The organism is Streptomyces sp. NPDC003077 (assembly GCF_040611095.1).
In the GTDB taxonomy this organism is placed as follows: domain Bacteria; phylum Actinomycetota; class Actinomycetes; order Streptomycetales; family Streptomycetaceae; genus Streptomyces.
Genome location: NZ_JBEXNM010000072.1, coordinates 17,891 through 36,554 on the forward strand (window position 1 = coordinate 17,891; position 18,664 = coordinate 36,554).

Consider the following 18,664-nt stretch of genomic DNA (forward strand, 5'->3'; position numbering starts at 1 on the left):
TCTGGCTTCGCCTTGCCTTCCCGGCTGCCGGGGGTGGGTTCAGCCCCGGAGGATTCCGGACAGGCGGGCGGCCGTGAGCCACTGGGGGAATTCCGACATCAGCTGGTCGTAGAGGGCTGTGTCGGTGAGGGAGCGGGGGTTCTGGCCGGCGTGGAAGAAGCCGGCGTTGTCGATGACGCGCTTTTCGGGGACGGGGAGCTCGTCCAGTTTGCGGAGGAATTCGAAGCCCCGGGAATTCGGGTCGCCGAAGCCGATGAACTGCCAGAAGATGGGCAGTTTCGCCGCCTCGCACAGGGCTTTTTCCGCGGCGGGGCGGGAGGTGGGGCCGCCGTCGGTCTGGAAGATGACGAAGGCCGGGTCGGTGGCGCCGGACTTCTTGTAGTGCTCGATGACGGCGCTGATGGCCCGGTGGTAGTTCGTCCGGCCCATGTGGCCCAGGCCCGCGTGCAGCTCGTCGATGCGGCCCTCGTAGTGGGTGAGGTCCAGGTCGGCGGTGCCGTCGATGTCGGTGGAGAAGAAGACGACGGGGACGGTGCCGTCGTCGTCCAGGTTGGCGGACAGGCCGAGGGCCTGCTCGGCGAGGTGCTGGACGGTGCCGTCCTTGTAGTACGGGCGCATGGAACCGGAGCGGTCCAGCACCAGGTAGACGGTCGCGCGCTGGGTGGCCAGGCCGTGCTTCTTCAGGCTGACGGCGGCGGCCTTGTAGAGGCTGACGAGGCCGGGGGCCTGGGTCTCGATCTTGGTGAGGGAGACGGGGGTGGGAGCCGGGGCGGGGGCGGGGATCGGGTGGGTTTGCTGTTGGGCTTCCGGCTGGGGTTCCGGGGTGGCGGTCGGATGGGTGTCCGGGGTGGTCGGCTGGGGTTCCGGGGTGGCGGTCGGCTGGGGTTTCGTGGCCGTGGCCGGGGTGGGGAGTGACGTTTCCGCCGGCTTGGGGCGCGGGGGTGTGGGGGTGGTGGGGGCCTTTTCTTCGGCTTCTTCGGCCGTCGGGGCGGCCGTCGGTTCACCCGTCGACTTGTCTGCCGGTTCCCCTGTCGACTTGTCTGCCGGTTCGCCCGCCGGTTCCGGGGAGGGAGCGGGGACGGAGGGGGTGGAGGTGAGGGTGTGCGGGGTGGTGGCGGTGCTTTGGGCAGGGAGGTTGGGGGACGTGGGGCGGGCGGGCTCGGGGGTGGGCGGGGTGCTTTCCTCGCGGGCCTCCGGGATCGTGGTCGCCGGCTCGCGCGTCGCCGTGGCGTCGCGCGTAGGGCCCGGCTCCTGGGGCGTCGTCTTCGAGCGGCCGAATGCGTTGCGCAGCAGACTCCGAATGCCCATCGGCGAACCTCTCCTTGCATGTGGTGGATGCGGTGCGGCGCACGTCCGTGGTGCCCGGGCATGTCCCTGACCAGGCCGGTCGGGTAAGCGTAGCCGTCCGCATAGCACGCATCGTGGGACCTCGCGCCGTGATCAGCGGGGCGTACGGCGGTCCGGGTGACGCTGCGGGTGCCGCGATTCGCCGGTGCTGCCACGAACTGGTGTGCGTTACTGGTGCGAGAGCCGTTGCCGGAAGGGTGAGGGCTTGGGGGAGGGGCTGATGTTGGTTATGGGGCGTGAGCGAGGGCGGTTACCGCGAGTGGCGCGGGGCGGGGCGCTGGTGGCCGGCGCGGTGCTGATGCTGGCGGTGGCCGGGTGCGACGGTGCCGGTGACGGCCATGGCGACGACGGCCGCGGCGGGGAGCGGCGGGCCGCGCCGCCGCCGTCCCCGATGACCGATCCGCCCGCGCGGCTGCGCGTGATCGGCGGGAACGGCGAGGACGAGGTGAGCGTCACCGATGCCGTCAAGCCGTCGGGGGACGGGAAGGTGCTGCTGCGGACGGGCTCCCGTCAGGGGAACGCCGAGATGCCGCTCCGGGAGCGGATTCCCGACGGTCCGGTGAGCGTGGCGTTCGCCTGCCAGGGGAGGGGAACGATCACGGTCTCCCTCACCTCGGTGGGTGCGAGCTTTCCGATCGACTGCGTGGCCGACAAAGTGACCAGCGTCCAGAACGTGCACTCGGCGGACCGGGGACGGCCCCGTGACGCGGCCGTGCGGGTCGAGGCGCCGTCCGCGGTGCGGTGGGCGGTGACCGTGGAGCGCGGGGCGGTGGGCGCCGAGCGGTAGGCGCCGAGGCGCGGTCGGTCTTCGAGCTCGGTCAGTCCCCGAGATCGGCCAGTCGTTTGCGGGCCGGGTTCAGGGAGCGGGGGCGCCAGGAGCGGTCCGAGGACCACGGGTCGGGGGAGTCCAGGCGGGCGGGGAGGGTGGTCACGGTCCAGCGGTCCGGGGCGAGTTCCGGGTCGTCGAGTTCGTCGTGGCCGATGGGGGTGGCCACGGGGGCGCCGGGGCGGGCGCGGACGGAGTAGGGGGCGACGGCCGTCTGGGCGTAGGCGTTGCGCTGGATGTCCAGGTAGACGCGGCCTTCGCGGGCGGCCTTGCGCTGTTCGAGGGTGAGGCGGTCCGGGTGGCGCGCGGTGAGCAGTTCGGCGACGTCGCGGGCGAAGGCGCGTACGGAGTCGTAGTCCTCCTTGGCGTCCAGCGGGACGATGACGTGCAGGCCGCGCGAACCGGTGGTCATCAGGCGGGTGGGGAGACCGAGTTCGTCCCACAGTTCGCAGAGCCGGGCGGCGGCCCACCGGACGTCGGGGAAGCCCGAGCCCTCGGCCGGGTCCAGGTCGAAGATCAGCAGGTCGGGGTGGTCGGGCCGGTCCGCGCGGGACAGCCAGCGGTGCTGGGTGATCGACGCCTGGTCGGCCAGGTAGACGAGGGTGGCGGCGTCGTCGCACACGACGTGGGTGACCTCGCCGCCCTCCTTGGCCTGCACCGAACGGTGCACCCAGTCGGGGAAGTACTCGGGCGCGTTCTTCTGCATGAGCGGGCGGCTGCTGCCGTCCCCGATGCCGTCCGGGTAGCGCTCCATCATGAGGGGCCGCCCGCGCAGGTGGGGGACGGCGCGGGCGGCGACGGCGGCGTAGTGGCCGGCGAGGTCCCACTTGGTGAGGCCGTCGTCGGGGAAGAGGACCTTGTCCGGACGGCGAATGGAGAGGGTGCGGGAGCCGGCTTTGAGGGAGCGTTCGCCTTTGGTGTTTTTGGTGGTGCTGGTGGCGCTTTTGCTGTGATCGGCGCCGGTGCTCTTGCCGGACTTGGTGCTCTTGCCGGTGTTCTTGTCGGGGGTGCCGGTGCTCTTGCCGGTGCTGTGCGAGTCGGCGCTGCGTGAGCCGGTGCCGATGCTCTTGCCGCTGCCGCTGTTCTTGCCGGGCTTGGTGCTCTCGCCGGTGCCGCCGCTCTCGCCGTGGTCGGTGCCACCGCCCTTGCGGGTGCCGCTGCTGCCACTCATGGCGGGAACGAGTAACCGTCCGCCCCGCGTCGCAAACCCCGTCGCGGGCCCCTCCGCGGACGGTACCGGTTCGGCGGCGGGCCGTACGAGTTGCTTCCCGCGCACCGCCCCCGTCCTGCCGCACCGTGCGCGGTGCCCGTGCTTACGATCCTGACCTGCCTTCGGTCGAAGGGGGCGGGATGGACGGGCGGTACGGACAGGTACGGAGCAGTGCCGAGGGGTGGGGCGTACGGGCGGGTCGCAAGGGTGGAAGGGAACAGCACGATGAGAGCCGTAGCAGTCACCGCGTTCGGGGAGGAGCCCCGGCTCCTGGACTTGCCGCAGCCGGAGCCGGGGCCGGGCGAGGTCCTGGTGCGGATGTCCGCCGCCGGGCTCAACCCGGTCGACTGGCGGATTGCGGACGGGGCGTTCAAGGACTCCGTGGCGCACGCGTTCCCGCTGATCGTGGGGACGGACGGGGCGGGCGAGGTGGTGGAGACCGGGGCGGGCGTGCGGCGCTTCGTGCCGGGGGACGCGGTGTTCGGGCAGTTCTGGCGGCCGGGGCGGGGGCTGGGCTCGTACGCCGAGTACGCGGTGGCGGAGGAGAAGTCGCTGGCGCACGCGCCCCGCAGCGTCACGTACACCACGTCCGCCGCGGTGCCCACCGCCGGCACCTCCGCCTACAACCTGGTCGAGGAGACGCGGGCGGGGGAAGGCAAGCGGATGCTGATCGTCGGCGCCACCGGAGGCGTCGGCACCTTCGCGACCCAGCTCGCGGCCGGGCGGGGCACGGAGGTGATCGGCACCGCGACCGCCGAGAAGGCGGAACTGCTGCGCACCCTGGGCGCGACCGACACGGTCGACCACACCCTGGGGCCGGTCGCCGAGCAGATGCGGGCCGCGTATCCGGACGGTGTGGACATCCTGCTGGACCTGGTCAGCGGGCCGGAGGAGTTCGACGCCATGACGAAGACCGTGCGGGACGGGGGGACGGCGGTGTCGACCAACGGAGCCGCCGACGCGGACGCGCTGACCGAGAGCAACCTGCGCGGCTTCAACTTCCACAACCGGCCCTCGCCCCAGCTCCTGGAGATCCTCGCCGGGCTGGTCGACGCGGGGCGGTTGACGGCGCTGGTCAGCAACGAGGTTCCGCTGGAGCAGGCGCATGAGGCGTTGGCGCTGAGCCGGGCGGGGCGGGCGCGGGGGAAGACGGTGGTGGTGACGTGAGGGGGCTTCCGGGGCGGGGCGTTCGTTGGTGATCGGGGCGCCGCCCCGTCCGCTGGGCGCCCTGGCCGGCTCGCCCCTCGCGCTCGTCTCCGCGCGCCGGGCGCTCGCACCGTGGGGAGCTGGGCGCTCGTACTGACGTGCGCCGGTTCGTACGCCGGTTCCTGTCCCGGCTCTCACGACGGCTCGCGCGCCGGTTCCTGTCTTGACTCTCACGACGGTTCGTACGCCAGTACCTGTCTTGCGCTTTCGCGACGGCTCGCGCGCCCGCGCCGGGAGCCGGGGTCCTTACGTGCGCTCGCGCCGTCCCGGTCGGTGCACCGGGCCGTGCGTGTCCTCGTCCGCAAGGTCCGCGGCGGCCCGCGCGTCCTCCGCGCCGTACGAATCACCGTCCGGACCGTCGCACGGGCCGCGCCCTATCCGCAGCAGTTCGCCGTCACCGTGCCGCTCGCCCAGGTGGTCCACCTGGAGCGTGGCGTGGCTGATGCCGTAGTCGCGGCGCAGGAGGGACTGGAGGTCGCGGCGGACGGCGTGGCAGTCGCCGCCGGGTACGACCAGGACGTGCGCGGAGAGCGCGGGCTGCCCGGAGGTGATCTGCCAGACGTGCAGGTCGTGGACCTCCACCACCCCGTCGGTGCGGACGAGGCGGTCGCCCAGCGCGGCCGGGTCGATGCCGGCGGGCGCCGCCTCCATGAAGATGCGGGCGGACTCGCGGACGAGTCCGGTCCCGGCGCGCAGCATCAGCACCACCACGACCAGTGACGCCAGCGCGTCGGCCCGGGTGAACCCGGTGGTCAGCACGACCGCGCCCGAGATGGCGGTGGCGATGAAGCCGAAGAGGTCGGTGAGGATGTGCTGGTAGGCGCCCTCGACGTTGAGGCTGCTGCGGTTGGCCTTGGAGATGCACCAGGTGGCGACGAGGTTGACCAGCACCCCGGCGAGCGCCGTCACCAGGACCGCGGCTCCGGTGACGTCCGGCGGGGAGACCAGGCGGGCGATGGACTCGTAGCCCAGCCACAGCGACAGGACGAGCAGGGTCACGCCGTTGGCCTGCGCGGAGAGGATCTCGGCGCGCTTGAGCCCGTACGTGTAGCCGCCGCGCGCCGGGCGCGCGGCCAGCCGCATAGCCACCAGCGCCAGCACGATGGAGACCGCGTCGGTGAGCATGTGGGCGGCGTCGGAGATCAGGGCCAGCGAACGCGCCACGAAGCCGATGACGACCTCGACGGCCATGAAGGCGGTGATCAGCAGCAGCGCGGCCCGCAACCACCGGCGATCGGCGTCGGGGGAGGGGGCGTGGGAGTGGGTGTGGACGTGAGAGTGGGTGTGAGAGTGGGAGTGGGAGCGCCCGTGGACGTGGCCGTCGGCCCGTCCGGCGGCGTCCTCCCCGGCGCGCCCGCCGCTCCGCGCGGTGCCGGGCCGTTCCCCGTCCGCCGCTTCCTGCTCGGTCATCGCGCGCTCCTTCCCGGGTGGCCGGCCCGTACGCGCCTTCCCTGAGCGGACGGCCCGTACGCCCCGCATGCCCCCTGAGGCGCGTCCGGCTCCCGGCATCCCCGGCATTCCCGTCGAATGGCGTACGGCGGCTGACCTATGGGCGTACGGAAGGGGAAGGGCGGCCCGGCCGAACGGTTGGGACGTCCCGACCCTTGATAACCACCACCCGCGCAGACGATCTTTGTGGGTGCCCACCGGCCCGGTCCCGTACCCCTGGACCGCCGCCGCCCGCGCGTACCCCGCGCACGCCCGCGACCCACACCCCGTACCCGTCCCCGGCCCCGCCCGCCCCATCCACCGGCCCGCCGCCTCTCCGGACGGCGGACCGGCCCCACCCCGAGGGAGCGCCTTGCCCGCGAACCACCGCACCGAAGACCGTCCCGGCGACCGCACCGCTGCCTCCCGCTCCGGCGAACGTACGGCCCCCCGTCCCGGCGACCACACCGCCGCCCCCCGTCCCGGCGACCGCACCGCCCCCCGCTCCGGCGACCGCACCCCGCCGGACATCCTCTCGCCGGAGTTCTCGGCCGATCCGTACCGCGCGTACCGCGTCATGCGGGACGAGTTCCCGCTGATACGTCACCAGCCCACCGACAGCTACATCGTTTCCCGGTACGAGGACGTGGCGCGGGCCTTCAAGGACCCGGTCTTCACCACGGACAACTACGACTGGCAGCTGGAACCCGTGCACGGCCGCACCATCCTCCAGATGAGCGGGCGGGAACACGCCGTGCGCCGCGCGCTGGTGGCCCCGGCCTTTCGGGGGACCGCGCTTCAGGAGTCCTTCCTCCCCGTCATCGAGCGCAACGCCCGCCAACTCGTCGAGGGCTTCGGGAACTCGGGGCGCGTGGACCTCGTGGCGCGGTTCGCGACCCGGTTCCCCGTCAACGTCGTCGTCGACATGCTCGGCCTGGACCAGCGCGACTACGACCGCTTCCACCGCTGGTACACCGCGATCATCGGCTTCCTGGGCAACCTCGCGCAGGACCCGGAGGTGGCCGAGGCCGGGTTGCGGACGCGGGAGGAGTTCGCCGCGTACCTGCTGCCGATCATCCGCGAGCGGCGCGCGCACCCGGGCGGCGACCTGCTGTCCACCCTGTGCGCGGCCGAGGTGGACGGGACGGCGATGAGTGACGAGGACGTCAAGGCGTTCTGCAGCCTGCTGCTGACGGCGGGCGGGGAGACGACCGACAAGGCGATCTCCAGCCTCTTCCACAACCTGCTGCGCCACCCCGACCAGCTCGCCGCCGTGCGGGAGGACCGGTCGCTGATCGCACGGGCGTTCGCCGAGACGCTGCGGTACACGCCGCCGGTCCACATGATCATGCGGCAGGTGTCCGAGGACGTGGAGATCGCGGGCGGCACGGTGCCCGCCGGGTCCACCGTCACCTGCCTCATCGGCGCCGCCGGCCGCGACGAACGGCGCTACGCGGACCCGGACACGTTCGACATCTTCCGCTCCGACCTCTCCGCCACCACCGCCTTCTCGGCCGCCGCCGACCACCTCTCCTTCGCCCTGGGCCGCCACTTCTGCGTGGGCGCGCTGCTGGCGAAGGCCGAGGTGGAGGTGGGCGTCGGGCTGCTGCTGGACGCGCTGCCGGACGCCCGGCTGCCGGAAGGGTTCACGGCCCGGGAGACCGGGATCTTCACGCGGGGGCTGGAGGAGCTGCCGGTGGAGTTCACGCCGGTGGGGTGACAGGGCGCCGGAGTTCACGTCGGTGTGACGAAACGGCGGTGCGCGCCGGAGTGATGACGAGGGTTTTTGTGTCGGCGTGATGACGAGGGCGTTCGCGCCGGCGCGTCGGCCGTCCCGTATGGGCAGCCCTCACCCACCCCCCGCCACATACGCCGGTGTGAACTCCACCGGCAGGGCCGACGGCCCGCGCATCCACAAGGACGGGTGCCACGTCAGCTCCTCCGGCGGCACCGCCAGCACCACGTCCGGCAGCCGGTCGAGCAGCACCTCCACCGCCGCCTTGGCGATCACCTCGGCGATCTCCGGGGCCGGGTAGGGGCAGGAGTGCTCGCCGTGGCTGAAGGACAGGTGGGCCTGGTTGCCGTCGGAACCGGCCGCCGTGGGGTCGGGGCGGATGTGCGGATCGGTGTTGGCGGCGGCCAGGCCCAGGACGAGCAGGTCACCCTTGCGGATGCGGTGGCCGCCGAGCTGGGTGTCGCGGGCCGCCCACCTGCCGATGAAGTTCTGAGTCGGGGTGTCCTCCCACAGCACCTCGTTCAGCGCCTGGCCGACGCTGCGCCGTCCGCCGGTGAGGCTCACCGCGAACCGGTCGTCGGTCAGCATGAGCCGCAGGGTGTTGCCGATCCAGTTGGCGGTCGGCTGCTGACCGGCGGCGGTGATCACCAGCAGGTCGATGACCACCTCCTCCTCGGTGAGGCCGGTGGGGTGGGCCAGCAGGCGGGAGGGCACGTCCGGGCCGGGCCGCTCGTGCTTGGCCCGCACCAGGCGGGCCATCCGCTCGGCGACCCGCCGGTGGGCGTCGATGGCGTCCGGCCCCACGTCCAGCGACGAGGCGACGTCCCGTACGAGGTCGGGTACTTCGGTGTGCGGGGCACCGAACAGCTCGGCGATGACCAGCAGCGGCATGCGCGCGGCGAAGTCGGCCACCAGGTCGGCGGTACCGGTCCCGGCGAACGCGTCCACCAGGCCGTCCGCCACCCGCTCGCAGACCTGCCGCAGCTCGAACTGGTCCACGGCCAGCAGCGCGTCACTGATCGCCCCGGCCCGGCGCCGGTGCTCGGGCCCCTCGGCGAACATCACGGACGGCTGGTACCCGACGAAGGGCATCAGCGGCCAGTCCTCCGGGATGCGGTCCCAGGCGTGCCAGCGCCGCGAGTCCCGGGCGAAGAGTTCGGAGTCGGCCGTGACCTGGTGCACCTCGCGGTAGCCGAGGACGAACCAGGCCGGCACGCCGCCGTCCAGCAGGATCGGCGCCACCGTTCCGAACTCCCGGCGCAGCCGCCGGTACAGCGCGGCCGGATCGCCGCTCATGTGGATGCCGTACATCGGGACGGCGTCCGGGCGGTACGGGCAGCCGTCGGCGCGGTCGTCCTGCGGCTGCTGAGGGAGATGAGACGGCTGAGGGGGATGGGGCGCGGTCACGGCGCGGCGTCCTCCGTCGTGCGGGCGGGCCCGGGGGGCTCGGGCCCGTCGGTGGTGGCTACGGCAGGCCCGGTGGTCCCGGTGGTGGCTCCCACCGGCCGGGTGGTGCCGGTGGTGGCTCCGACCGGTCGGGTGGTGCCGGTGGCCAGGGCGTAGAGGTGGTCGACGAGGGTGATCAGCACCGCCTTGCTCGACTCCCGCTCCCGCGCGTCGCAGTCGATCAGCGGCACGTCGGGGGGGAGGTCGAGCGCGTCCCGGATGTGCTCCAGGCTGTGCCGCGGGCCGCCGAAGTCGTTCCGGGCGACGACGAACGGCATGCCGTGCGCCTCCAGCCGGTCGATGGCGTACCAGGACTCGTCCAGCCGCCGGGTGTCCACCAGCACGACGGCGCCCAGCGTCCCGGAGAACAGCCGGTCCCACAGGAACCAGAACCGTTCCTGCCCCGGCGCCCCGAACAGGTACAGCACGTCCCGGTCGCTGATGCTGATCCGCCCGAAGTCGAAGGCGACGGTGGTGGTCGACTTGCCCGCCACCTGGCTCGGGTCGTCCACCCCGACGCCCGCCCGGGTCATCGTCTCCTCGGTGCTCAGCGGCCGGATCTCGCTCACCGAGCGCACCATCGTCGTCTTGCCGACGCCGAAACCGCCGACGATGACGATCTTCAGGCCGTTGTCGGCGGTGGCCTGGAGGGGAGCGGGGGCCCCGTACGGCCGGGCGTCGGGAGCGCCGTCCGGCCGGGCGTCGGGGAGGGGGTACTGGCGGGGGATGCGGGCGGCGACGCCGGCATCCGCGCGGGAACGGTCGGTGCGGGAACGGTCGGTGCGAGGCGTGGTGCCGGTGGTGTCAGAGGCGGTGGAGCGCATCGAGCACCTCCTTGAGCAGGGCGGGCCGGGGCAGCGCGGCCCGGCCGGTGGTCGCGTCGGGCACAGCGGGCGTACGGGGGTGGCGGGCGGTGATCCGGCCGGTGTCGAGCAGGTCGGACAGCAGGATGCGGACGACGCTGACGGGCATCCGCAGCGCCGCGGAGATCTCCACGACGGCCATCGGTGCCCGGCACATCCGCAGGATGCGGGCGTGCTCGGACTGCATCCCCGGGGTCGGATCGCTCTCGCTGACGATCAGGGTGACGAGGTCGAAGACCTCCGCGTCCACCGCCCGGCTGCGGCCACCGGTGACGGTGTAGAGCCGGTCCGGATCGTCGTCGGGGCCCAGCCTCCTCATGCCGTCAGCCCCCGCCGGTACAGATCGCGCTCCCCGCCCTCCTCGCGCGGGGCGGCGCTCAGGTACTCGCCGATCTGCTCCACCAGTTCGTTCATGGTGAAGCCGATGAGGCCGACGTCGGCGTCCTCGACGGCCAGCACGGCCAGGTGCGCGCCGTGCCCGGCCTCCACGATGAACAGGATGCCGCCGTGGAACTCCGTCATCGCCTGCCGCACCCCGCCCGTCCCGTCCCCGAACTCGGCCGACGCGCCGTGCGCCAGGCTCTGGATGCCGGAGGCGATGGCGGCCAGCTGGTCGGCCTTGTCGGCGGACAGCTCCGGGGTGTGGCACAGCTTGAGCCCGTCCCGGGACAGGACCAGCGCGTGCCGCGCGCCCGGCGTCTTCTGCAGCAGGTTCTCCAGCATCCAGTCGAGGCTGCGGTCGGTGGTGTTCATCGGGTGTCGTCCTCCGGGCGGGGGGTGGGGGTGAGGGGGGTCGCGGGGGAGCCGGTGGGGGCGTCGGGGCCGTCGGGGCGGGTCGCCGGGGTGCCGGTGGGGGCCTCGTCCTCGTCGCCGGGCGGCGGGGCGTCGTCGGCCGCGGCCCGGCCGCGTACGGCCTGACGGAAGACGTGGAACCGGGCCGCCGTGTCCTCCCCGGAACGCGGACGGGAGCGGGGGCGGTCCGGGTCCGCGGCCCGGTCCGAGGCGGCGGGCCCCCGGGCGGCGGCCAGCGTCTGCCCGCGGCGCCGCTTGGGCAGACCGCTCGGGCCGTATTCGATGGGGGGAGGGGAGGGGCGGGGGGAAGTGGGGGGAGCGGACGCGGCTGGTGCGGTCTGCGCGGCGGGGGCGGCCTGGCCGGCTGGGGTGGTTCGCTCGTTCGGAAGGGAGCGTTCGGACGGATCGTTTCGCTTGGCAGGACCGGTGCGGTTGTCGGGATCGGCTTGCTTGGCCGGATCGGTGCGGTTGTCAGGACCGTGTCGCCTGGCCGAGTCGGCTCGCTTGGCAGGATCGTTGCGTTCGGCCAGGTCAGTGGACTTGGCAGGATCGTTGCGCTCGGCCGGGTCCGTGCGGTTGGCCGGATCGTTGCGCTCGGCCGGGTCCGTGCGGTTGGCAGGATCGTTGCGCTCTGCCCGTTGGGCGAGTTCCTGCCGTACGTGGAGGCTGTCGTGCGGGTGCAGCGGGGGACGGGAATCGTCGGTTGCCGTGATCTCGCTGCGCAGAGATTCCTCGTCCGGGGTCTGGAGAGCGGCGGACTCCCCAGCGAGTGCGGACGTGGCGGGCTCCCCCGCGAGCGCGGGCGCCGCGGGCTTCTCCTGGACCTGCGTGATCAGTTGGCGGGGGATCAGGACGACGACGCCCGTGCCGCCGCGGGCCGACGGCCGGAAGGACACGGTCAGGCCGTGCTTGCGGGCCAGGCAGCCGACCACCGCGAGCCCCAGGCGCGTACCCGACAGCGACATCAGGTCCAACGAACGCGCGGAAACGGCCTGTTCGGCGCGGCGCAAGGCGGTCTCGCTCATCACCAGGCCGCTGTCCTCGACCGTGACCACCACACCGGCCTGCGCCTCCTCCACGTACACGTGGACCATCGACGAGGGCGGCGAGAAGGACGTGGCGTTGTCCATGATCTCGGCGAGGGCGTGCATGACGCCCTCGGCGGCGTGCCCGGCGACCGCGACGGTGCCGGCGTGGTGCAGCCGCACCCGCCGGTAGGCGCTGATCCGGCCCATCGCGCCGCGCAGGATGCTCTCCATGGGGATGGGCTTGTGCCACCGCCGCCCGGACCGGGCGCCCGTCAGGACCGCGATGCTGTCGGCGAGCCGCCCCGCCTGGGCCGTCGAGTGGTCCAGCCGCAGCAGGTCGCCGAGCACCTCCTCGCCGTGCCGGTGCTCCATCTCGCGCAGGTCGGCGAGCATCCCGGCGGCGAGCGCCTGGACGCGTCCCGCCGCGTTGGCGCACGCCGACATCGCCGCGGCCCGCATCCGCTCGCCCCGCCCGACCTCCTGGGCCAGGGTCCGGACGATCCGCTGGTGCGCGGGCGAGGCCGGGGCGGGCGTCCGGTCGAGCGCGGTGTCCACCGACGCCCCATCGCGCAGCCGGTCGACCAGCATGGGCAAGGTCTCGTCGGCCAGCGCGTCGGCCTCGGCCTCCATGGCGCCGAGGCGCGCACGGTAGTGGCGCACGGTCCGCCATCCGTGGACGGCCACCGCCAGCGCCAGGCTCAGCACCACGGCCGCCGCCCCGCCGCCCCAGGCGACCGCGCCGCGTACCGCCGCGGGGGCGGCGAGGGCGGCCCACAGGCACAGGCCGCCGGTGACGACGAGCGCGGCCAACAGGGCCGACAACGCCGCGCCCAGAGGCGCCCGCGCTCCCGGGGGACGGGCGGTCGCCGGCGCGAGGCCGGGGCTTCGGCCCGGTGCCGGGCCGGGGCCCTGGTCCGGCACCGGCAGGGGGCCGTGGTGCGGGACCGATCCAGGGCTTCGACCCGGTGTCGGTCCGGAATCCGGTGTCGCTGTCGGGGCGGGGCTCGGTGCTGCCATCGGACGGGTCCTCGTGAGCGGGGGCGTGCGGAGGGGGGCGTACGGGCGGGGCGCGCGGTGCGCCGGCACGGCGGGGGTCGGAGGGAGACGGGGAGGGTGGAGGTCGGAGGAAGGCGGGGGTCGGAGGAAGACGGGAAGGCGGGGGTCGGAAGAAGACGGGAAGGCGGAGGTCGGAAGAAGACGGGAAGGCGGGGGTCGGAGGAGGACGGGGAAGGCGGGGGATGGGGCGTCGGGAACGGGCTGTGAAGGCGGCGGATGCGGGCTGTGAAGATCGCCAGCACCTTATCCGCTCGCCCCGGAAGGGCAACTCGTGTGTCGGATGGTGGCGTTGATGCGGTACGGACCAAAGGGTCGCATGGTGTCGGCGCGTGGATAACCCCGGCCGGGTAACGAGTCCCCCTCGCCCGCCGCCCGGACCCGGGTCCCCCGAGGGCGGACCGGGCCCGGGCGGTCAGTAAAGTTCGGCTCCCGCCCATCCGTCCGCCCGCGCGCCCCGAGGTATTCGGCAGTGACCCCCGCACCACCCCCAGCACCCGCCGAGCCCGCCGAAGGACCCACCGAGGCCGCTGCCGGGGGAGCCGCCGCGGTCGGCGCCGGATCACCGGTCACCGCAGGCCAGGACGGCCCGGCCCGCGGCTCCCGCACCGTCGTCGGCATCGGCGCCGACGGCTGGGCCGGGCTGCCCGACCGGTCGCGGGAGGCGCTGCTCGACGCCGAGGTGGTGCTCGGCGGGCCGCGCCAGCTCGCGCTGCTGCCGCCGGAGTGCGCCGCCGAACGCGTCGCCTGGCCCAGCCCGTTGCGGCCCGCCCTCCCCGGGCTGCTCGCCGCGCACGCCGGGCGCTGGCTGTGCGTCCTGGCCAGCGGCGACCCGATGTTCTACGGCATCGGCCGCACCCTCCACGAGGTGCTGACCGAAGTCCATGACGAGACCGGGGCCGGGGCCGGGGCCGAGGACGGTGACGAGGACGGTGACGAGAACGACCCGGCGGGGGGCCTCCGCATCCTCCCCCACCCCTCCTCCGTCTCCTACGCCTGCGCCCGCCTGGGCTGGCCGGTGGAGGACACCGAAGTCGTCACCCTCGTCGGCCGCCCCCTGGCCAACCTGACCGCCGCCCTGCACGACGGCCGCCGCCTGCTGGTCCTGTCGGCGGGCGCGGGCACCCCGGCCGAGGTCGCCGCCCTGCTGCGGGAACGCGGCTTCGGGCCGACCCGGATGCGCGTCCTGGAACAGCTCGGCGGCGACCGCGAACGGCACACCGACGGAACCGCCGCCACCTGGGCGCACCCGCCCGCCGACCCGCTGAACGTCATCGCCCTGGACTGCGTCCGGACCCCGGAGGCACCGCGCCTCGCCGCCGCCCCCGGCCTGCCGGACGACGCCTACGAGCACGACGGCCAGCTCACCAAGCGCCACGTCCGGGCCGCGACGCTGGCCGCGCTGGCCCCCGCCCCCGGCGAACTGCTCTGGGACATCGGTGGCGGCTCCGGTTCCATCAGCATCGAGTGGATGCGCGTCCACCGCACCTGTAGGGCCGTCACCGTCGAACGCGACCCCGTACGGGCCGAGCGCATCACCCGCAACGCGCACGCCCTTGGCGTCCCCGCCCTGCGCGTGGTCACCGGGCCCGCCCCGGCCGCGCTGGCCGGGCTGCCCACGCCGGACGCGATCTTCATCGGCGGCGGTCTCACCGCGCCCGGGCTGCTGGAGGCGTGCTGGGAGGCGCTGCCACCCGGCGGCCGACTGGTCGCCAACACGGTGACGCTGGAGTCCGAAGCGCTGCTGGCGAGTTGGTACCGGCGGCACGGTGGCGAGTTGGTGCGGCTGGCGGTCGCGCACGCCGTTCCGGTGGGAGGCTTCACCGGGTGGCGGCAGGCGATGCCGGTCACGCAGTGGGCGGTGGTGAAGCCTGTGGCACCCGCGGGTCCTCCCGTCGCAGGACGGGACGCTCCCGAACGTGATGGTGACGACGGTCGTCCTGGAGGCGAAGCTCGTCCCGGAGACGAGGCTCGTCCTGGAGGCGAAGCCCGTTCCGGAGACGAGGCTCGTCCTGGAGGCGAAACCCGTTTCGGAGACGACGCCCATCCCAGCGGCGGAGCTCGTCCCGGCGGCGAAGCTCGTCCCGAAGAAGCAGCCCAAGCAGCCCAAGCAGGACACGCAGGAGAAGAAGCTCGATGACCGTCTACTTCATCGGTGCCGGTCCCGGCGCCGCCGACCTGATCACGGTGCGTGGCGCCCGCACCCTCGCCTCCTGCGGCGTCTGCCTGTACGCGGGCAGTCTGGTGCCCCGCGAACTGCTCGCCGAGTGCCCGCCGGACGCCCGCCTGATCGACACCGCGCACCTCAACCTCGACCAGATCACCGAGGAACTCGTCCGCGCGCACGCCGAGGGCCACGACGTCGCCCGCCTGCACTCCGGCGACCCGTCCGTCTTCAGCGCCGTCGCCGAGCAGATGCGCCGCCTGGACGCGGCGGGGATTCCGTACGAGATCGTGCCGGGTGTCCCGGCGTTCGCCGCCGCCGCGGCGGCGCTGGGCCGCGAGCTGACCGTGCCCACGGTCGGCCAGACGGTCATCCTCACCCGCATCGCCCAGCAGGCCACCCCCATGCCCGAGGGCGAGGAACTGGCCACCCTCGGCCGCAGCCGCGCCCTGATCGTGCTGCACCTGGCGGCCCGGTACGTGGACCGCGTGGTGGCCGAACTCGTCCCGCACTACGGCGCCGACTGCCCCGCCGCCGTCGTCGCGATGGCCTCCCGTCCCGACGAACTGGTCCTGCGCGGCACGCTCGCCGACATCGCCGACCAGGTGAAGGCCGCGGGCGTGACCCGTACGGCCGTCATCATGGCGGGCCGCACCCTGGCCGCCGAACAGTTCCCGGACAGCCACCTCTACTCCACGACCCGGGAGCGTCCGCACGCCCCGTGCCGGACGGAGACGGGGACGGGGATGGGGACGGGGATGGGGACGGGGACGGAGACCGGAGAGCCGGGGGCGTAGGGCAGGGCCGCGCGCTCCGGGTCGCACGCGGGCGGACACGGGCGAACGCGCCGGGGCGCGCGCCCGGAGCCGATCGCCCACGCACGCCGCGCGGGACGGCGGACGGTCCGACCCCGGTGGACGGTCCGCCCCCGTCCGGCAGGGGGTGGGCACGTCCCCGTCCGGCAGCGCGTCCGGCAGGGGGCGGGCACGCCACCGTCCTCACCCCGCCCGCCCCACCACCGTCCCCGCCCGGTCGATGCAGATGATGTCCACCGCGACCGGTGCGCCGCGCAGCACGCCCAGCGCCTGTTCGCGGGCGGCGGCGGCCACCAGGTCGCCCAGCGCGACCCCCTCGGCGGCGCACAGTTGCAGCGCGCCCAGCCCGGTGTTGGCCTCGGCGACCGCCGCCGCCAGCTCCTCGCCCGCACCGCCGCGGCGGGCCAGCTCCGCGAGGAAGCCCTTGTCCACCTGGGAACGCGAGGAGTGCAGATCCAGGTGCCCGGCCGCCAGCTTGGAGAGCTTGGCGAAGCCGCCGCAGATGGTGAGGCGGTCCACCGGGTGGCGGCGGATGTACTTCAGGACGGCGCCCGCGAAGTCGCCCATGTCCAGCAACGCGTCCTCCGGCAGCCCGTGCACCGCGACCGCGACCTTCTCGGACGTGGACCCGGTGCACCCCGCGACGTGCGTCCGGCCTGCCGCCCGCGCGACGTCCACGCCGCGCCGGATGGAGTCGATCCAGGCCGAGCAGGAGTACGGCACCACCACACCGGTCGTGCCGAGGATGGACAGGCCGCCCAGGATGCCGAGCCGGGGGTTCCAGGTGCTGCGGGCGATCTCCTCCCCGTGGTCCACGGACACTTCGATCTCCACGTCCCCGGTGCCGCCGTGCCGCGCCGCGACCTCGGCGACGTGGTCCCGCATCATCTGGCGGGGCACCGGGTTCACGGCCGGTTCGCCGACGTCCAGGGGCAGGCCGGGGCGGGTGACCGTGCCCACGCCGGGCCCCGCCCGGAAGACGACACCGGAGCCGGCCGGCAGCACCCGCACCGTCGCCCGTACCAGCGCGCCGTGCGTCACGTCCGGGTCGTCACCGGCGTCCTTGACGATGCCCACCATGGCGCGCCCGTCCGCCAACTCCTCGGCGGCGAGCGCGAAGGCGGGCGTCTGCCCCTTGGGCAGCGTGATCGTCACCGGGTCCGGGAACTCGCCGGTCAGCAGGGCGGTGTACGCGGCGGTGGTGGCCGCCGTGGCGCACGCCCCGGTCGTCCAGCCGTGCCGCAGCCCGGTACGCGCGAGCTGCGCGTCCCGGCCTCCCGTACCCTTCGACTTCGCCTCAGCCATGAAGGAACCCGCAATCGATGACCCCCGCCGCCGATGAACCCCCCATGACGCCCGACGAGCCCCCCAAGGCTCCGGACGAGTCCCCTGTGACGCCCGGCGAGTCCTCTGCGGCGCCTGACGAACGCCCCGCGACGCCCGGCGAGCCCTCTGTGACGCCCGACGAGCCCCTCATGGCGCCCGACACCCCGGATGCGAACGCGTACGAGTCCGGTGCGCCCGCCGCGCACGCTCCGGCGCCCCGACAGGCGCACGCCCCGGCGCGCCAGGACGCGCACGCTCCGGCGCCCCGGCACGCGCACGCGCCGTCACCCCTGGACGCGTACGAACCCGCCGCCCCCCGCCACGTCCTCATCCTCGGCGGCACCACGGAAGCCCGGCGCCTCGCGGCCGTGCTGGCCGAGCGGGCGCCCGCGCTGCGCGTCACGAGTTCGCTGGCGGGCCGGGTCGCCGCGCCGCGGCTGCCCGCCGGGGAGGTGCGCGTCGGTGGTTTCGGGGGCCCGGAGGGCCTCGCACGCTGGCTGCGCGAGCACGCGGTGGACGCGCTCATCGACGCCACCCATCCTTTCGCCGGCACGATCAGTTCGAATGCGGCGCGGGCCGCCGCCACGGCCCATGTTCCCCTGCTCGCGCTGCGGCGGCCCGGTTGGGTCCCGGGCGAGGGCGACCGCTGGCACCCGGTCGGCTCCCTGGAGGAGGCCGCCGCGCTGCTGCCCTCCCTGGGCGAGCGGATCTTCCTCACCACCGGGCGCATGGGCCTGGCGGCCTTTGCGCACCTCACCGAGCCCTGGTTCCTCGTCCGCTCGGTGGACCCGCCCGAGGCCCCGCACCCGCCCCGCATGGAGACGCTGCTCGCCCGCGGCCCCTTCACCCTCGACGACGAGCGGGAACTGCTGCGCCGCCACCGCGTGGACGTCCTCGTCACCAAGGACAGCGGCGGCACCGCCACCGCCCCCAAACTCACCGCCGCCCGCGAGGCGGGCATCCCCGTCGTCATCGTCCGCCGCCCGCCCCCGCCCCCGGGCGTCCCGGTCGCGACCGACCCGGACGAGGCGGTGGCGTGGCTGACGGGCCTGGCGGGCGAGGAGCGGACCTGACGGGTTTTCGACGGGTCTGACGGGCCTGGGGCCTGTCAGGCTGAGCGGCGCTCTAGGAACGCGGCGCTACAGGATCGAATCGGCGGTCCGGCAAATCCAAGCCCGTCCGGCGATTGAGGACAACGCCCCCGGCGTTCACCGGCACCCAAAATTCCCCCCACCGCCCGCCCCAGAGCCCGTACCCGCGCTCGTCGGGGTGTCCTCAAACGCCGGACGGGCTGGGATGGGCGAGCCCCGGCCGAACATTGCAGGCCCTGCCCCCTGACGCCGTCGAACGAGTGCGACACGTCGTCAGTCCGTCACCGTGTCCTCGACCGCCGGACGGGCCGGAAGTGGCGGGGCCGGGGAAGAC

15 protein-coding genes are annotated in these 18,664 nt (G+C 74.2%); 6 read left to right on the forward strand and 9 right to left on the reverse strand.

Annotated elements, in window-relative coordinates; translation table 11 throughout:
• Nucleotides 1-39 precede the first annotated feature (39 nt).
• On the reverse strand, nucleotides 40-1,308 hold the full coding sequence (locus ABZX96_RS31980) for a VWA domain-containing protein (RefSeq protein ID WP_355551140.1): 1,269 nt from the start codon (nucleotides 1,306-1,308) through the stop codon (nucleotides 40-42).
• Between the two features lie 298 nt (nucleotides 1,309-1,606).
• Between ABZX96_RS31980 and ABZX96_RS31985 the strand changes: the two genes are divergently transcribed.
• Complete coding sequence (locus ABZX96_RS31985; RefSeq protein ID WP_355551142.1) at nucleotides 1,607-2,134, forward strand: hypothetical protein; 528 nt, start codon at nucleotides 1,607-1,609, stop codon at nucleotides 2,132-2,134.
• 31 nt (nucleotides 2,135-2,165) lie between these two features.
• Here ABZX96_RS31985 and ligD read toward each other — a convergent pair whose 3' ends face one another.
• Nucleotides 2,166-3,047: a non-homologous end-joining DNA ligase gene (ligD, locus tag ABZX96_RS31990; RefSeq protein ID WP_355551168.1), complete on the reverse strand. Its 882-nt coding sequence runs from the start codon at nucleotides 3,045-3,047 to the stop codon at nucleotides 2,166-2,168.
• 561 nt (nucleotides 3,048-3,608) lie between these two features.
• On the opposite strand from ligD, the gene ABZX96_RS31995 reads away from it, so the two are divergent.
• The gene (locus ABZX96_RS31995) at nucleotides 3,609-4,550 is read left to right on the forward strand and encodes an NADP-dependent oxidoreductase (protein WP_355551144.1); all 942 of its coding nucleotides are present in this window, start codon (nucleotides 3,609-3,611) and stop codon (nucleotides 4,548-4,550) included.
• A gap of 285 nt (nucleotides 4,551-4,835) precedes the next feature.
• Here the strand turns inward: ABZX96_RS31995 and ABZX96_RS32000 are convergent, their stop codons facing one another.
• Complete coding sequence (locus tag ABZX96_RS32000) at nucleotides 4,836-5,999, reverse strand: cation diffusion facilitator family transporter (RefSeq protein WP_355551146.1); 1,164 nt, start codon at nucleotides 5,997-5,999, stop codon at nucleotides 4,836-4,838.
• Nucleotides 6,000-6,594: 595 nt separating this feature from the next.
• Here ABZX96_RS32000 and ABZX96_RS32005 point away from each other — a divergent pair.
• Nucleotides 6,595-7,737, forward strand: a complete 1,143-nt coding sequence (locus ABZX96_RS32005) for a cytochrome P450 (RefSeq protein WP_355551170.1) — start codon at nucleotides 6,595-6,597, stop codon at nucleotides 7,735-7,737.
• A 129-nt stretch (nucleotides 7,738-7,866) separates the two neighbouring features.
• Here ABZX96_RS32005 and ABZX96_RS32010 read toward each other — a convergent pair whose 3' ends face one another.
• The 5 genes from ABZX96_RS32010 to ABZX96_RS32030 all read right to left on the reverse strand — a co-directional run bounded on the left by ABZX96_RS32010 (nucleotide 7,867) and on the right by ABZX96_RS32030 (nucleotide 12,703).
• Nucleotides 7,867-9,063 (reverse strand): cytochrome P450, encoded by a 1,197-nt coding sequence (locus ABZX96_RS32010; RefSeq protein WP_355551172.1) that lies wholly within the window; start codon nucleotides 9,061-9,063, stop codon nucleotides 7,867-7,869.
• A gap of 92 nt (nucleotides 9,064-9,155) precedes the next feature.
• Nucleotides 9,156-9,824, reverse strand: coding sequence for an ATP/GTP-binding protein (locus tag ABZX96_RS32015; RefSeq protein WP_355551174.1), 669 nt, complete (start codon nucleotides 9,822-9,824; stop codon nucleotides 9,156-9,158).
• Between the two features lie 178 nt (nucleotides 9,825-10,002).
• Entirely contained in the window at nucleotides 10,003-10,380 is a 378-nt protein-coding gene (locus ABZX96_RS32020; protein WP_355551148.1) for a DUF742 domain-containing protein, read from the reverse strand.
• Complete coding sequence (locus tag ABZX96_RS32025) at nucleotides 10,377-10,814, reverse strand: roadblock/LC7 domain-containing protein (protein ID WP_355551150.1); 438 nt, start codon at nucleotides 10,812-10,814, stop codon at nucleotides 10,377-10,379. Before ABZX96_RS32025 ends, ABZX96_RS32020 begins: the two co-directional genes overlap by 4 nt.
• Nucleotides 10,811-12,703, reverse strand: a complete 1,893-nt coding sequence (locus ABZX96_RS32030; RefSeq protein ID WP_355551152.1) for an ATP-binding protein — start codon at nucleotides 12,701-12,703, stop codon at nucleotides 10,811-10,813. Before ABZX96_RS32030 ends, ABZX96_RS32025 begins: the two co-directional genes overlap by 4 nt.
• An 850-nt stretch (nucleotides 12,704-13,553) precedes the next feature.
• On the opposite strand from ABZX96_RS32030, the gene cbiT reads away from it, so the two are divergent.
• On the forward strand, nucleotides 13,554-15,074 hold the full coding sequence (gene cbiT, locus ABZX96_RS32035) for a precorrin-6Y C5,15-methyltransferase (decarboxylating) subunit CbiT (RefSeq protein WP_355551176.1): 1,521 nt from the start codon (nucleotides 13,554-13,556) through the stop codon (nucleotides 15,072-15,074).
• A complete protein-coding gene (gene cobM, locus ABZX96_RS32040; protein WP_355551154.1) occupies nucleotides 15,071-15,895 on the forward strand; it encodes a precorrin-4 C(11)-methyltransferase in 825 nt (274 codons plus the stop codon). The genes cbiT and cobM overlap by 4 nt, the downstream gene beginning before the upstream one ends.
• Nucleotides 15,896-16,096: 201 nt before the next feature.
• Here the strand turns inward: cobM and ABZX96_RS32045 are convergent, their stop codons facing one another.
• Entirely contained in the window at nucleotides 16,097-17,218 is a 1,122-nt protein-coding gene (locus ABZX96_RS32045) for a cobalt-precorrin-5B (C(1))-methyltransferase (RefSeq protein ID WP_355551156.1), read from the reverse strand.
• Between the two features lie 311 nt (nucleotides 17,219-17,529).
• Here ABZX96_RS32045 and ABZX96_RS32050 point away from each other — a divergent pair, with 311 nt between their 5' ends.
• Nucleotides 17,530-18,312, forward strand: a complete 783-nt coding sequence (locus ABZX96_RS32050) for a cobalt-precorrin-6A reductase (protein WP_355551178.1) — start codon at nucleotides 17,530-17,532, stop codon at nucleotides 18,310-18,312.
• Nucleotides 18,313-18,664 lie beyond the last annotated feature (352 nt).

Coding starts and splice junctions, on each gene's coding strand:
- ABZX96_RS32000 (WP_355551146.1), bottom strand. CDS start 5,999: ATGACCGAGCAGGAAGCGGCGGACGGGGAACGGCCCGGCACCGCGCGG.
- cobM (WP_355551154.1), top strand. CDS start 15,071: ATGACCGTCTACTTCATCGGTGCCGGTCCCGGCGCCGCCGACCTGATC.
- ABZX96_RS32045 (WP_355551156.1), bottom strand. CDS start 17,218: ATGGCTGAGGCGAAGTCGAAGGGTACGGGAGGCCGGGACGCGCAGCTC.
- ABZX96_RS32005 (WP_355551170.1), top strand. CDS start 6,595: ATGCGGGACGAGTTCCCGCTGATACGTCACCAGCCCACCGACAGCTAC.
- ABZX96_RS32020 (WP_355551148.1), bottom strand. CDS start 10,380: ATGAGGAGGCTGGGCCCCGACGACGATCCGGACCGGCTCTACACCGTC.
- ABZX96_RS32025 (WP_355551150.1), bottom strand. CDS start 10,814: ATGAACACCACCGACCGCAGCCTCGACTGGATGCTGGAGAACCTGCTG.
- ABZX96_RS31980 (WP_355551140.1), bottom strand. CDS start 1,308: ATGGGCATTCGGAGTCTGCTGCGCAACGCATTCGGCCGCTCGAAGACG.
- ABZX96_RS31995 (WP_355551144.1), top strand. CDS start 3,609: ATGAGAGCCGTAGCAGTCACCGCGTTCGGGGAGGAGCCCCGGCTCCTG.
- ABZX96_RS32010 (WP_355551172.1), bottom strand. CDS start 9,063: ATGTACGGCATCCACATGAGCGGCGATCCGGCCGCGCTGTACCGGCGG.